This is a genomic window from Kitasatospora herbaricolor (assembly GCF_030813695.1).
Taxonomy (GTDB): Bacteria; Actinomycetota; Actinomycetes; order Streptomycetales; family Streptomycetaceae; genus Kitasatospora; species Kitasatospora herbaricolor.
Window position 1 is genome coordinate 4,218,365 of sequence record NZ_JAUSVA010000002.1, and the last position, 14,732, is coordinate 4,233,096.

General features: G+C 73.8%; 9 protein-coding genes. 1 reads left to right on the forward strand and 8 read right to left on the reverse strand.

Annotated elements, in window-relative coordinates:
* Nucleotides 1-77 precede the first annotated feature (77 nt).
* The 8 genes from tmk to bldG all read right to left on the reverse strand — a co-directional run bounded on the left by tmk (nt 78) and on the right by bldG (nt 12,038).
* Nucleotides 78-3,440 carry a dTMP kinase gene (tmk, locus tag J2S46_RS18795; protein ID WP_191288904.1) on the reverse strand — a complete coding sequence of 1,121 codons (3,363 nt, stop codon included), beginning with the start codon at nt 3,438-3,440 and terminating at the stop codon, nt 78-80.
* A gap of 147 nt (nt 3,441-3,587) precedes the next feature.
* On the reverse strand, nt 3,588-6,446 hold the full coding sequence (topA, locus tag J2S46_RS18800; RefSeq protein ID WP_191288905.1) for a type I DNA topoisomerase: 2,859 nt from the start codon (nt 6,444-6,446) through the stop codon (nt 3,588-3,590).
* Between the two features lie 474 nt (nt 6,447-6,920).
* Entirely contained in the window at nt 6,921-7,340 is a 420-nt protein-coding gene (locus J2S46_RS18805) for a DUF3592 domain-containing protein (protein ID WP_191288906.1), read from the reverse strand.
* Between the two features lie 448 nt (nt 7,341-7,788).
* Nucleotides 7,789-9,336 (reverse strand): DUF7059 domain-containing protein, encoded by a 1,548-nt coding sequence (locus tag J2S46_RS18810; protein WP_191288907.1) that lies wholly within the window; start codon nt 9,334-9,336, stop codon nt 7,789-7,791.
* Nucleotides 9,337-9,613: 277 nt separating this feature from the next.
* On the reverse strand, nt 9,614-10,351 hold the full coding sequence (locus J2S46_RS18815) for a small secreted protein (protein WP_191288908.1): 738 nt from the start codon (nt 10,349-10,351) through the stop codon (nt 9,614-9,616).
* Between the two features lie 129 nt (nt 10,352-10,480).
* The gene (locus tag J2S46_RS18820; protein ID WP_191288909.1) at nt 10,481-10,849 is read right to left on the reverse strand and encodes a cyclophilin-like fold protein; all 369 of its coding nucleotides are present in this window, start codon (nt 10,847-10,849) and stop codon (nt 10,481-10,483) included.
* 309 nt (nt 10,850-11,158) lie between these two features.
* Entirely contained in the window at nt 11,159-11,575 is a 417-nt protein-coding gene (locus J2S46_RS18825) for an ATP-binding protein (protein ID WP_073924634.1), read from the reverse strand.
* Between the two features lie 121 nt (nt 11,576-11,696).
* The gene (bldG, locus tag J2S46_RS18830) at nt 11,697-12,038 is read right to left on the reverse strand and encodes an anti-sigma factor antagonist BldG (protein WP_014178436.1); all 342 of its coding nucleotides are present in this window, start codon (nt 12,036-12,038) and stop codon (nt 11,697-11,699) included.
* Between the two features lie 221 nt (nt 12,039-12,259).
* On the opposite strand from bldG, the gene J2S46_RS18835 reads away from it, so the two are divergent.
* Nucleotides 12,260-14,686, forward strand: a complete 2,427-nt coding sequence (locus J2S46_RS18835; protein ID WP_191288910.1) for a DEAD/DEAH box helicase — start codon at nt 12,260-12,262, stop codon at nt 14,684-14,686.
* Nucleotides 14,687-14,732: the final 46 nt, after the last annotated feature.

Sequence of the window (14,732 nt, forward strand, 5' to 3'; positions counted from 1 at the left end):
CGACAGCGGGTGGTGCCCGACCGGGCACCACCCACCTCACCGTCGTACCGGCGTCGAAACCGACTGCCGCGGGCGCCTCAGCGACGCCGCTTGCGGCCCTTGCCGCGGCCGTCGCCGTCGCCGTCGCCGTCCTCGTCCGGGCCGGGCTGCTCCCACTGCGCCCACTCCTCGCGGGAGCCGAGCAGGGTGTCGGTCAGGCTCGGCAGGTCGTCCATCGGCGTCTCCTCGGCCCAGGACGGACGCGGCCGCACCGCGGCGGGCGGCTCCTCCGCCGGGTCGGCCTCCGCCGCCGGGGGGACCGGGGGGGCCGGAACCCGCAGCTCACGGGTCTGGTCCGGGCCGTCGGACTCGATCCTGGGCAGCACCGAGGTGCGGTCGGTGGCGCCGGCTATGGCGCCCTCCGCGTCCTCACCGGTGCCGGTCCCACGGGAGCGGGCGGTGTCGCCGTCCGAGGAGGGCACCTTCGGCAGCACCGCCGTCCGGTCCAGCGGGGCGGACACCCGGGGCAGCAGCTCCGTCTCGTCGGCCGGGGTGGCCGGAGAAGCCGGAGTGGCCGGGGAAACCGGGGTGGCCGGAGAAGCCGGGGTGGCCGGGGAAACCGGTGACGCCCCGCCCGTCCGGGCGGCCTTCGCGGCGCGCTCGGCCTCGGCGGCCGCCCGGACCGCCGCCTGGCGGTCCCGCTCGGAGATCTCCAGGGTGACGTCGGCCGCCCCGATCTGCGGCAGCTCCGCCGTCACGTCCACGGACCCGGCTGCCGCCGCGGCGGCCGCGGCCTCCGCCAGCCGTGCCTCCTCGGCACGCTGCAGGGCCTCCTCGGCCCGGCGGCGCTGCTCGGCGCGCTGCAGCTCGCGCTGGCGCTGGAGTTCGGCCTGCGCGGCCGCCTCGGCCTCCTGCCGCTCGCGCTCGGCGGCCTCGGCCTTCAGCCGGGCCGCCTCCGCGACCCGGCGGCGCTCCTGCTCCTCGGCCCGCTCGCGGGCCTCCTGCTCGGCCTTGAGCCGGGCCTCCTCGGCGGCCTTGCGGGCGGCCTCGGCGGCGATCCGGTCGGCCTCCTCCTTGGCGAGACGGTCCTTCTCGGCCTGCTCGGCGCGCAGCTGCTCCAGCAGCTCCAGGCGCTTGCGCTCGGCGGCGTCGGCCTCGGCCTTCAGCCGGGCCTCCTCCGCGGCCCGGCGGGCGGCCTCCTCGCGGGCCAGCCGCTCCTGCTCGACCCGGGCGGCACGCTCCTGGTGGGAGAGCGGCAGCTCGCGGTCGAGCCGGTGGCGGACGGCGGTGGTGACGACGCCGGGCTGCTGGCTGCCGTCGACGACGAGGTAGCGCGAAGGGTCGGCCGCGGCCAGGGCGAGGAAGCCGGACCGGACCCGCTGGTGGAACTCGGTCGGCTCGGACTCCAGCCGGTCGAGCGCCTCGGTGAACCGCTCACGGGCCGCGCTCGGGTCGACGTCCAGGACGACGGTCAGGTCGGGGACGAGCCCGCCGGTCGCCCAGCGGGAGATCCGGGCGACCTCGGTGGCCGCCAGGTCGCGGCCGGCCCCCTGGTAGGCGATCGAGGAGTCCATGTAGCGGTCGGTGATGACCACGGCGCCGCGCTCCAGCGCGGGGCGGATCACGTTCTCGACGTGCTCGGCACGGTCGGCGGCGTAGATCAGCGCCTCCGCCCGGTGCGAGAGGCCGGTGTTGCCGACGTCCAGCACCAGGCCGCGCAGCCGCTGGCCGACCGGACTGCCGCCGGGCTCGCGGGTCAGCACGACCTCGTGACCCTTGCTGCGGATCCACTCCGCGAGGGCGTTGGCCTGGGTGGACTTGCCGGCGCCGTCGCCGCCCTCCAGGGCGATGAAGAAACCGGTGCCGGAGGTGCGGTGCGGGGCCGGGCCGGTGGTGCCGCGCACGGCGTCGAGGAGGTCCCGCACGAAGGGCGCGGTGCCGCGCCGGTCGTCGGTCTTCAGCAGCACCACCGCGGCCAGCACCAGCGTCAGCAGCCCGATGGTCCCGACCGCGAGGGCCGCACCGCCGTGGATGAAGGTGAAGCCGCCCGGCTTCACGTCACCGACGATCACGTTGCCGTAGGCGGCGGCGATCAGCGGCACGGCGATCAGCGCCAGCGACACGACGACCCGGAGCACCGCGTACAGGTGGTCGGTGACCTTCGGCAGCCGGCCCTCCTCCACCTCCTGGGCGAGCAGCGAGCGGCCGGCCGAGACGACGATCCCGGCGGCCAGCCCGGCCAGCGTCGTCAGCAGCAGGACCAGCACGAAGTCCAGCACCAGGCCGGCCAGGATCAGCGCGACGCCCTCGACCAGCAGCGCCAGCGCGAGCAGCCGGCGGCGGGAGAAGGACGGCAGGGTGACCCGGGTGAGGCGGACGCCGAGCGCGGGGGCGCCGGCGGCGGCGAGCACGACCAGGCCGTAGCCGATCGGGCCGGCCCGGTGCTCGACGGCGGTCAGCAGGGCGAGCGAGGCCACGCCGGCCAACGAGGAGTAGGCGGCGGCCACCGCGAAGGTGAAGTAGGGGGCCGATCCGGTCCGGCCCTTGCGCAGCGCGGGTCCGGCGGTGGCGTCGGTCGGGGCGCGCAGGCCCTGCAGCGGCGAGCGCGGGGCGACGGCGACGGGGCCGGCCGGCAGATCCTGCAGGTAGGTCAGCGCGGCGGAGGTGACGAACAGCGCGGCCGCGCCGAGCGCGGCGCAGGTGGCCTGGTGGCTGCGGAGCCAGTCCGAGCCGAGCGCCGCGAAGACGTTGTTGAGCAGGGTGAAGAGCACCAGCGCGGCGGCGCCGAGCGGGACGGTGGCCCAGCCGGTGCGCAGGTCCAGGGTGCGGACGGTGTCGAGGTTGGCGGCGGACGGGCGCTGCTCGGCGAAGGGTGCGTGCGGGTTCACCGGGGGCAGCAGAGCGGGCGCGGCGGCGTCCTTGCTGATGGTCCAGATCCGCTCGGCGGCACCTGTGACGAAAACGGTGGCGAGCAGGGCGTAGGTGGCGGCGCCGGTGCTGGGCTTCGCCGCCGTGGCGGGGAACCAGATCACCCACCAGGGCGCGAGGCCGATCAGCACGGCGCGCAGCACGTCGGTGGCCAGCAGCGTCCAGCGGCGGTCCAGTTTGCCGCCCACCAGCTGGTGCAGCGGGCCGAGCAGTGCGGCGCCGAACAGCAGGGTGGCGGCCAGCCGGGCCACGAACACGGCGGACACCGCGAACGCCAGGCTGCGCGGCAGGTCGCCGAACTGCTGCCCGAGGGCGGCGGCGATCACGGTCAGCGCCAGCAGGACGAGCAGTCCCAGCCGGTCGGCGGTGCCGCCGATCAGCTGGGTCGTCCAGAGCCTTCGGTACGGGCGTAGGCGGAGCAGTGCGCGGGCCCGTTCACCCGCGCTCCCGGCCGGTGCGACCTCCGGAAGGTCGGGGGTGGCGGCTCCAGCCGCCACGGCGGCGCTGGGGGTGGGCTGCTCCTCGCTCGTCATACGGTCAGCGTAGCGGTCTGCGGTGCCCGCAAAAGGAAGGAGTGGGCCTCCGGATGCCGCTCATTGCACGGTTGTGACGCTTCGCGGACGGACCGCGGGCCCGCACCCCCCGGTGGGAGGGGCGGGCCCGCGGTGCCTGTCGGCAGGTCAGCCCTCGTCGGAGCCGGTGCTCTTCTTCGCCGCGACCTTCTTGGCGGCCGTCTTGGTGGCGGTGCCGGTCTTCTTGGCGACCGTCTTCTTCGCCACCGTCTTCTTCGCGGTGGTGGTCTTCTTGGCCGCCGTCTTGGTGGCGGCGGCCTTCTTCGCCGGCGCCTTCTTGGCGACCTTCTTCACCGGCCCGCGGGCCCGCTTCTCGGCGAGCAGCTCGTAGCCGCGCTCCGGCGTGATCGTCTCGACCTCGTCGTCCTTGCGGAGGGTCGCGTTGGTCTCGCCGTCGGTCACGTACGGACCGAAACGACCGTCCTTGACCACCACCGGACGCTCGCTCACCGGGTCGGTGCCCAGCTCCTTGAGCGGCGGGGCGGCGGCGGCCCGGCCGCGCAGCTTGGGCTGGGCGTAGATCGCCAGCGCCTCGTCGAGGGTGATCGTAAGGATCTGCTCCTCGCTGGTCAGCGAGCGCGAGTCGGTGCCCCGCTTGAGGTACGGCCCGAACTTGCCGTTGTACGCGGCGATCTCCTGGCCCTCGGGGTCGGTGCCCACCACCCGCGGGATGGAGAGCAGCTTGAGCGCCTCGTCCAGGGTGATGGTGTCCAGCGACATCGTCTTGAAGAGCGAGGCGGTACGCGGCTTGACGGCGTTCTTGCCGGTCTTCGGCGTGCCCTCGGGCAGGATCTCGGTGACGTACGGGCCGTACCGGCCGGACTTGGCCACCACGGGGTTGCCGCTGACCGGGTCGGTACCGAGCTCGAAGTCGCCGCTGGGCTTGGCCAGCAGCTCCTCGGCCAGCTCGACGGTCAGCTCGTCCGGCGGCAGCTCGTCCGGGATGTCGGCGCGCTGGCCGGGCTCGCCCTCGACCTGCGAGGCCTTCTCCACGTAGGGGCCGTAGCGGCCGACCCGCAGGGTGATGTCGTCGCTGATCTTGAACGAGCTGATCTCGCGGGCGTCGATCGCCCCGAGGTCGGTGACCAGCTCCTTCAGACCGCCGAGGTGGTCGCCGTCGCCGTTGCCGGCCTCGGCGGCGGCGCCGACAGCGTGGCCCTCGCCCTCGCCGACACCGAAGTAGAAGCGCTTCAGCCACGGCACGGACTTCGCCTCACCGGCGGCGATCCGGTCGAGGTCGTCCTCCATCCGCGCGGTGAAGTCGTAGTCGACGAGCCGGCCGAAGTGCTTCTCCAGCAGGTTGACCACCGCGAAGGAGAGGAACGACGGCACCAGCGCCGTCCCCTTCTTGAAGACGTACTTGCGGTTGATGATCGTGTCGATGATCGACGCGTACGTCGACGGCCGGCCGATCTCGCGGTCCTCCAGCTCCTTGACCAGCGAGGCCTCGGTGTAGCGGGCCGGCGGCTTGGTCGAGTGGCCCTCGGGGTTCAGCTGCTCGGCCGAGAGCGGGTCGCCCTGGGCGACCTGCGGCAGCCGGCGCTCGCGGTCGTCGAGCTCGGCGTTCGGGTCGTCCGCGCCCTCGACGTAGGCCTTGAGGAAGCCGTGGAAGGTGATGATCTTGCCGGAGGCGGAGAACTCCACGTCCCGGCCGTCCGCCGAGGCGCCGCCGACCTTCACGGTCACCGACTGCCCGACCGCGTCCTTCATCTGGGAGGCGACGGTGCGCATCCAGATCAGCTCGTAGAGCCGGAACTCGTCGCTGCTCAGACCGGTCTCGGCCGGGGTGCGGAAGCGGTCCCCGGAGGGGCGGATCGCCTCGTGCGCCTCCTGCGCGTTCTTGACCTTGCTGGCGTACGTGCGGGGCGCGTCCGGCAGGTAGTCCGCACCGTAGAGCTGCGTCACCTGGGCCCGGGCGGCGGAGATCGCCGTGTCCGAGAGGGTGGTCGAGTCGGTACGCATGTAGGTGATGAAGCCGTTCTCGTACAGCTTCTGGGCCACCTGCATGGTGCGCTTGGCGCCGAAGCCCAGCTTGCGGCTGGCCTCCTGCTGGAGCGTGGTGGTGCGGAACGGCGCGTACGGCGAACGGCGGTAGGGCTTGGACTCGACGCTGCGCACGCTGAACGCGGTCCGCTCCAGGGCGGCGGCCAGCGCGCGGGCGGCCTGCTCGTCCAGGTGCAGGGTGTTGGCGCTCTTGATCTGCCCGTCGGAGCCGAAGTCGCGGCCGCTGGCGATCCGGCGGCCGTCCACGGTGGAGAGCCGGGCGCCGAAGTTCTCCGGGTTCGCGGCGTCCGCCGCGGTCCGACCGGTGGCGAAGGTCGCCGTGAGGTCCCAGTACGAGGCGGTGCGGAAGGCGATCCGCTCACGCTCGCGCTCGACCACCAGGCGGGTCGCGACGGACTGCACGCGGCCCGCCGAGAGCTTCGGCATGACCTTCTTCCACAGGACCGGCGAAACCTCGTAGCCGTAGAGGCGGTCGAGGATCCGGCGGGTCTCCTGGGCGTCGACCAGGCGCTGGTTCAGCTCGCGCGGGTTGGCCACGGCCTCCTGGATCGCGGCCTTGGTGATCTCGTGGAAGACCATCCGGTGCACCGGCACCTTGGGCTTGAGCACCTGCTGGAGGTGCCACGCGATGGCCTCGCCCTCGCGGTCCTCATCGGTGGCGAGGAAGAGTTCGTCGGACTCGGCGAGCAGCGACTTCAACTTGGTGACCTGGGACTTCTTGTCCGCGTTCACCACATAGATCGGCGCGAAGTCGTGGTCGACGTCGACGCCCAGGCGCCGCACCTCGCCGGTGTACTTGTCCGGGACCTCGGCGGCCGTGCCGGGCAGGTCGCGGATGTGCCCGACGCTCGCCTCGACGATGTAGCCGGGGCCGAGATAGCCCTTGATCGTCTTCGCCTTGGCCGGCGACTCGACAATGACGAGTCGCTGGCCGTTGCGCGCGGTCTCGCTGCTCGGGGACACCTTCGCTCTTCTCTCCCGGTCGTTACGTGAGCTGGTCGGCGCAGGCAGTACGGATGCCGCTCCGCCCGACCCCACCACCGTCCGGGGCTGCCGCTGCGCGACGACCCCACCAGCGGAGTGTGACCGTACCCCGGCCACCCTTGTCAAACGGACGGATCCTTCTTTTTCGCCGGCAAAGCCGACCTACGCCACTCGAACGGTAACCCGATGATGGAGGATCGTGCCGCGCAGAGGGGGTGCTTCGGCGGGTTTCAGAAGGATGGAATAACAGATTTCAGAATCTGTCATCATGATTTCCCGCGACCGCCGTACGCCGATCGGCCGCCGCCGCGAGCCGGCCGCCCGGCTGCCCCCGAGTGCCCCGCCGCGCACCGTCTCGGCCGGCAACGGCCGAGGTCAGCCCCGGTGTCGACCCGCGCGTCGGTGCCCCGCCGCGCGGCCCCGGGCGGGTTCCGCCAGGCTCCCCGGCCGGCCTCAGCGACCGGCCAGGGAAGCCAGCAGGGCGAGACCGCCCGCCAGACTTCCCGCACCGAGCAGCGTCCAGAACACGTCACTGGCCAGCGTCGACCCGGTCTCGCCGGCGGCCAGCACCACCAGCCCCGGGCGCCTGGGGTCGTACGCCACCCGGACGTCCGACCCGATCGTCAGTCCGGCCGGCCGGCGCAGCGGAGTGTGGCCGCGCGGTCTGGCGACCACCGCCTCGCCCCGGCCGGTCGAACCCGTGGCGCCCGCCGCTCCGCCCGCGGCACCGGACACCCCGGCGGCCCCGACCGAGGGCAGGGTCGCGAAGGACAGCAGGGGCGCACTGTCCAACGTGCCGTACGGATCGTCGTCGGCCACGACCCGTGCCGAGACCGGCACCCCGTGGCGGCGCACCCGGTGGCGAAGACGCATTTCGACAGCGCACCAGAACAGGAGTGCGCCTCCGAAGAGGACGAGTACGACCCCCGCCGCAAAACCCGTGGGTGTCTCCATCGCGCCCCTCCCCCGTCCGGCCCGCCGCGAATCTCTGTCCACAGCCTGTGGACAGAGATTCGCAGCGCAGGGACAACACCCGACCGACGCCCGCCGTACGGCGGCCGAACCGGCGGGAACGGGAATGTGAACGGGGCGGGCGCGGCGGGGCGGGGCCTCCTGGGCACGGCGGGCCAGGGCGACATGGCGCGCGGCGACGTGCGCGCGGCGGTACGAGGGGCGGGGCCGAGTGAGAGGCCGAGGCGCGGGGCCGAGGCGCGGGGCCGAGGGGCGGGGACGGTCGATCGGGGGCCGTGGCAAGGCCACGGGAACGGCGGGCAGAGCAGGGGGCACCCCGGGGCGGTGACCCCCTGGGTGCCCCCCGCTGTCAGTCCTCCTGGCCCAGGCCCGCCGGCGCGATGAAGCCCTGCTCGGTCAGCATCCGCAGCGACTGCGGGACCTGGTCCCGCAGCACCACCCGGTCCTCGTCCAGCAGGTGCGCGATGGCGTCCACGATCTCGCCCGCCGACAGCGTGCCGTCACAGGCCCCGACGAACCCGGCCCCGACCGTGTCGACCTTGGTGGCCCGGCGCATGCCGCGGTTGTGGCGCAGGATCACGTGCTCCGGGTCCTCCGCGCCGGGCGGGCCGACCTGCTCCTGGACGACCTCGTCCGAGAGCAGGTAGCGGGTGTCCAGCAGCCCCGCGTCGTCGTGCGAGGCCAGGAAGTCCTGCCGGGCGAACCAGCTCTCGATGTGCGGGCCGAGCGGCTGCTCGATCGAGTGCGGCCACTCCTCCACGCGCACGGTCGGGCGGTCCGCGCCGCTCGCCCGCAGGGTGATCCAGCCGAAGCCGATGCCCTCGACCTTCGCCGCCTCGAAGGCGTCCAGCCACTCGCCGTACCGGGCCTGGTAGTCGCCGCCCGGGCCGCGGTGGTCGCCGCCGTCGCGCAGCCACAACTCGGCGTACTGGGCGACGTCCTGCACCTCGCGCTGGACGACCCACGCGTCCAGCCCGGTGCCCGCCACCCAACCCGCCAGCCGGTCGTGCCAGTCCTCGCCCTTGACGTGCTGCCAGTTCGCCAGCAACTGGCAGTAGCCGCCGGGCTCCAGATGTGCGGCGGCGCCCCGCACGACGCTCCGGCAGAGGTCGTCACCGGCCATCCCGCCGTCCCGGTAGGTGAAGCGGCTGCCCGGTGAGATCACGAACGGCGGATTGGAGACGATCAGGTCGAACTTCCGGTCCACGACCGGCTGGAAGAGACTGCCCTCGGCCGTGTCGGTGTTGTCGAACCCGGACAGCGCCAGGGTCAGCTCGGTGAATCGCAGCGCACGCGCGTTGACGTCCGTCGCCGTCACCCGCTGGGCGTGGCGCGCCGCGTGCAGCGCCTGCACGCCGGAGCCCGCGCCGAGGTCGAGCGCCGTGCGCACCGACCGCCGCACGGCGATGTTCGCCAGTGTGGTGGACGCTCCGCCGACCCCCAGCACCAGCTCCTTGCGGGCCACCCCGTGCGCGGTCTCCCCCGAGCCGATGCCACCGGCACCACCGACCGCGCAGCCCAGGTCGGAAACCACCCAGGCATCCGAACTCGGCAGGCCGGCGACCTCGTTGGCGTACGGGCGGACGTCCACGGTGGCACGCACCTGGTCGCCGTCGGGCCGCAGCCAGCCGTCCGCGAGGCAGTCCTCCACGGGCAGCGCGGCAGCGGCCGCCGCGTACGGGACGGGCTGCTGCAGCAGGAAGAGCCGCACCAGCGTCTCCAGCGGACTGCCTCCGCGGGTCGCGCGCAGCGCCGGCACCGCCTCGCTACGGGCCAGGGCCGCGTAACCGGTGGGCCCGAGCAGGTCGAGGCAGCCGTCGGCGGTGTACGAGGCGGCGAGCAGCGCCTCGCGGAGCTTGGCGAGGCGGGTGGGGTCGAGAACGGGGCTACTGGTCACCCGGTCATTGTCTCGCGACGCCGGGGCGCGGCGGGCCGTGGCACGGCGGACCGCCCTCGCGCGGACCGTGGCCGGCGGGTCAGCGGGTCAGCCGGCCACGGGAGCGGAGGCCGGCACGGCCGGTGTCGCTGACCACGGCGGGCGCGGCCGGGTACGGCCGGGGCACGGCCGGGCCCGAGGGGTCGGGGCCGGCCGCACCGCGAGCGAGGTGCGTCGAGGCAGTTCGGCGGGGCTGGCTCAACTCAGTGGGTCAGCTCAGCGGGTCAGCGCAGCGGGGTCAGCTCGGCGAGGCGGCCGGGGAGGTGGCCGGGGCGGAGGCGGAGGGTGCGGCGGAGCCGGTGGCGTCGGCGGCCGGCGCGGACGGCGAGGCGGCGGGATCACCCGACGCGGCGGGCGATCCCGCCGCTCCCGGGGTCGCCGGGGCGCTCGCGCCGGTGGATGCGCCGGCGGGGGCGCCCGAGGGAGCGGCGGCCGGTGCGCCCGGCTTGCAGCCCGGCTGCTTGGCCATCGCCGCACCCAGGTCACCGCTCTGCAGCTTGCTCTGCGCCTGGGTGGACAGCGTCGCCAGCTGCTGGACCTGGTCGCCGACACTGCGCAGCGCGTCCGCGAACTTCGCCTGGTCGGTGTTGGGCAGCCCGTCCAGCTTCTTCTGGACGTCCAGGTAGCCCTGGGCGGCCTTGTTCAGCTCGTCGACCGCGTCCTTCTGCAGGTTGCCGCCCTTGTCCACCTTCGGGGCGCCGGCCTTGTCGATGGCCTCGGCGATCTGCTGGTTGGTCCTGGCCAGCCGCGCGACATCGTCCGAGAGCCGCTTCTGCAGATCGGCCGGGCCCTCGCCGTCCTTGACCTGCCCGGTGTCCGCGAGGGCGGCCTGCGCCTGTGCGATCGGCTCCTTCGCCGAGTCGCAGACACTCGTGGCCCACGCGTTCAGCTGAGCACTGTCATCACCGCCGCACCCGACAGCGCCGAACGCGAGCAACGCGCCCAGCGCGGGTACGGCCAGCAGTCGCTTGTTCACCGGAGAAGCCCTTTCGGATGCGGTTGTCGAACAGCGAACCTACACGCCCGCCCGACACGGCCGTCCCGACGGCGGCCCCGCCAGGGCCGGACGACCGGAGCCCCGCTGCACTCGGACCGCCGGGAGCGGCTAGGCCCGCTCCACCCGGATCGCGTCACCCGGCCGCACCGTACGCAGCACGTTCGCGTCCCCGTCCAGGACGCCCAGCACGTTGCACGGGCCCGCCAGCCGGCACTCGCCCCCGCGCGAGATCGGGGTCGGCCCGAAGGGCAGCGCCAAGCTGTCGCCGTCCGTCCAGAACGCCACGGTGCCGGGCTCGACCACCTGCCGGGCGTCCACCTCCAGCGGCACGGTGACCGGCGTCCCGAAGTAGACCTCGTCGCCCCAGGTGTTCGCGGAGGAGCTGAGGGGCAGCACCTCCCAGAGTGCCTTGGCGGTGGGCGTCGGCTGCAGGGTCGCCGTCGTCTGACCCGCAGGCCACAGGATTCGCATCCGCATGGGGTGTTCCCTCATCTCCGACAGATCCGATCCGGTCGCGCCAGGATGCAGGGAACCGCCCAATTCAACAATCTGTCAACCCCGGGGCGAGTCCGGTCGCCGGACGGCCGCCCGCGGAGTCCGGAGCCACGATCCGCTTCAGCGCCGCACCGGAGTCGGCAGAGGGGACGGCCGGCTGCGGCCGGGAACGGTCGCCGGGCGGGCACGGCGAAGCCGGACCGGGCGGACGAGACCGGCCGAAAGGGTGGGCAGCACCCGATCAGCGGGAGCGTCGTAACCGCCCGGGTGAACGGGGTCGGTCCGCGCGGCTCAGTGCGCCAGGGCGTCGACCGATACCGGCCAGCTCATCCGGATCACGCCGCCACGGGCGCCGTGGGTGACCTCAAGGTCCTCGACCAGGCCCGTGATGACCGCGAGGCCCAGCGTGTCCTCGTCGGCGTCCTCGTCGACACCCGGGTCCGGGACCGACGCTGGGCCGGCCTCGTCCTCGACCTCGATGAGGAAACGCTTCTCCTGGTCGGTGAGGGCCACCCGGACGGCGCCGGCCGTCACCCCGCCACGCTGGTGCAGGCCCACCGCGCGGGAGCACGCCTCGCCGACCGCGAGACGCACCTCGTCGAGCACCGACTCGTCGACCCCTGCGCGTCTGGCCACCGCCGCGGCCACCAGCCGGGCTGTGCGCACATGCTCGGGAAGCGCACTGAATCGAAGTTCGACCGTTGCCATGTCTCCCCCTCCGGGGTGCTCCGACCACGGGCTGGCAAGCCAGCCCCCAGGGCTGGACGGAACCAGCCCTTAGCCGGGGCGGGCAGGCCCTTCGGGCCCGACCCGCCCCAAAAAGGTGAGATCAGTCGGTCGCGGCGACCGCGTCGTCCACCGAGGTGTGGATCGGGAACACCTTGGTGAGACCGGTGATCCGGAAGATCTTCAGAATGCGCTCCTGGTTGCAGACCAGGCGCAGCGATCCCTCGTGGGCACGCACTCGCTTGAGACCGCCCACCAGGACGCCCAGACCGGTCGAGTCGAGGAAGTCCACGCCCTCCATGTCGACGACCAAGTGGTAGTTGCCGTCGTTGACGAGCTCGACCAACTGCTCACGCAGCTTCGGGGCGGTGTACACATCGATCTCGCCGCCAACCTCGACGACCGTGCGATCGCCGACTGTACGGGTCGACAGGGACAGGTCCACGGAACCTCCAGCGCCTTGCCTTGCTACGTCATTGCGATCCTCGGCCTGGCGGCCGCCACCGCGTGGTCGCGAACTTGGGCGCGCCCAACGTGCATGCGGCGAGCCTCGGCGTTGCGACCCTCGGCCATGTGGCCGTCACGGCCTCATTCAACCACCTGTGACCATGACCGCACGATGCCTTACGACGATTCTCCGTCACGCCGGTGACACACTGGGTCCCCATGCTGCCCCGTCACCGCCCGCCCGAGGCGCTGCTCGCCTCCCTCTCCGCCGTCCGGGGACGCGCCGACCGGCTCACCCATACGGAGCATCTGCCCGCCCGTGAGGCCCGCCACGCACCCTGGCCGGACACCGTCCGGCCGGAGGTCGTGGCAGCCGCGCTCGCCCTGGGGGTCGAGCAGCCGTGGGCCCATCAGGCGGAGGCCATGAAACTGGCCAAATCCGGCCAAACTGTGGTCCTTGCCACAGGCACCGCCTCGGGCAAGTCGCTCGGCTACCTGGCGCCCGTCCTCAGCGACCTGCTGGACGGCACGGAGGCCCGGAACGGGCGGGGGGCGACCGCGCTGTACCTCGCCCCCACCAAGGCGCTGGCGGCCGACCAGCGCCGCCGCGCCGCCGAACTGGCACCCGCCCGGGTGCGGGCCGCGCTCTACGACGGCGACACACCACCCGAGGAACGGGAGTGGGTCCGCCAGTACGCCTCGTACGTGCTGACCAACCCCGACATGCTGCACCGGGGCATCCTGCCCGCCCACCCGCGCTGGGCGTCCTTCCTGAAGACGCTGAAGTACGTGGTCGTCGACGAGTGCCACACCTACCGGGGCGTGTTCGGATCGCATGTCGCCCAGGTCCTGCGCCGGCTACGCCGGCTCTGCGCCCGCTACGGCTCCTCACCCACGTTCCTGCTCGCCTCGGCCACCACCGCCGACCCGGCGGCCACGGCCCACCGACTGACCGGTCTGCCCGCCGTCGCCGTCACCGAGGACTGCTCCCCGCGCGGGCCGCTGGTCTTCGGCCTCTGGGAGCCGCCGCTCACCGAGAACGTCGGCGAGCACGGCGCCCCCGTGCGGCGGACCGCCACCGCCGAGGCCGCCTACCTGCTCACCGACCTGGTCGGGTCCGAGACCCGGACGGTCGTCTTCGTCCGCTCCCGGCGGGCCGCGGAGCTGGTCGCGCTGCAGGCCCAGGACCAGCTCGGCCGGCCACTGGCCGACCGGGTCGCCGCCTACCGCGGCGGCTACCTGGCGGAGGAGCGGCGGGCGCTGGAGCGCGACCTGCACTCCGGGCGGCTGCTCGGCCTGGCCTCGACCTCCGCCCTCGAACTCGGCGTCGACGTCTCCGGCCTCGACGCCGTCCTGATGGCCGGCTACCCCGGCACCCGGGCGTCGCTCTGGCAGCAGGCCGGCCGGGCCGGGCGGGAGGCCCAGGGCGCCCTGGCGGTGCTGATCGCCCGCGACGACCCGCTGGACACCTACCTGGTGCACCACCCGGGGGCACTCTTCGACACACCCGTCGAGGCCACCGTGCTCGACCCGGACAACCCGCACGTGCTGGCGCCGCACCTGTGCGCGGCCGCCGCCGAACTCCCGCTCACCGACGGCGACCTGGAGCTCTTCGGGCCGTCCACCGAGGCGTTGCTGCCGATACTGGAGAAGCGCGGGCTGCTGCGCCGCCGGGGCGACGGCACCTGGTACTGGACCAGGCGCGAGCGGGCCGCCGACGCCGTGGACCTGCGCGGGAGCGGGGGGAGCCCGGTGCAGATCGTCGAGGCCGAGACCGGCCGGCTGCTCGGCACGGTGGACGCCTCCGCCGCGCACACCAGCGTCCACACCGGCGCCGTCCACCTGCACCAGGGGCGGACCTACCTGGTGCGGGAGTTCGACCTGGACGGTTCGGTCGCCCTCGTCGAGCGGGCCGACCCGCCCTACACGACCGCCGCCCGCGACGTCACCTCCATCTCGGTGCTCTCGACCGACACCACGGTGGACTGGGGCGAGGCCCGGCTCAGCTTCGGGTCGGTGGAGGTGGTCAACCAGGTGGTGGGCTACCTGCGGAAGCGGATCTCCACCGGCGAGATCCTCGGCGAGAGCAAGCTCGACCTGCCCCCCAGGACACTGCGCACCCGGGCGGTCTGGTGGTCCGTCACCGAGAACCAGCTGCTGGACGCGACCGTCCCCTTCGACCAGCTCCCGGGGGCCGCGCACGCCGCCGAGCACGCCTCGATCGGTCTGCTGCCGCTGTTCGCCACCTGCGACCGGTGGGACATCGGCGGGGTGTCGGTGCCGCTGCACCCCGACACCGGGCTGCCCACCGTGTTCGTCTACGACGGCCACTCCGGCGGGGCGGGATTCGCCGAACGCGGCTTCCGGCGGGCCGCCCAGTGGCTGACGGCGACCCGGGACGCCATCGCCGCCTGCGAGTGCGAGCGGGGTTGCCCCTCCTGCGTGCAGTCCCCGAAGTGCGGCAACGGCAACGACCCGCTGGACAAGGCGGCGGCGGTCCGGCTGCTGGACGTCCTGCTGGCGGGTGCACCCGCTCCCGGGGCCGGACCGGCCGACGGAGCCGCAGCGGTCGACGGGGGCGGCGCACCGGTCGACGGGAGCACACCGGTCGGGGGTGGCGCGGTCGGGGGTGACGCGGCGCCCTGAGGGGCCGCCGGTCGTGGCGGCGTCCTCGGCTCGGTGTCCGCTCGCC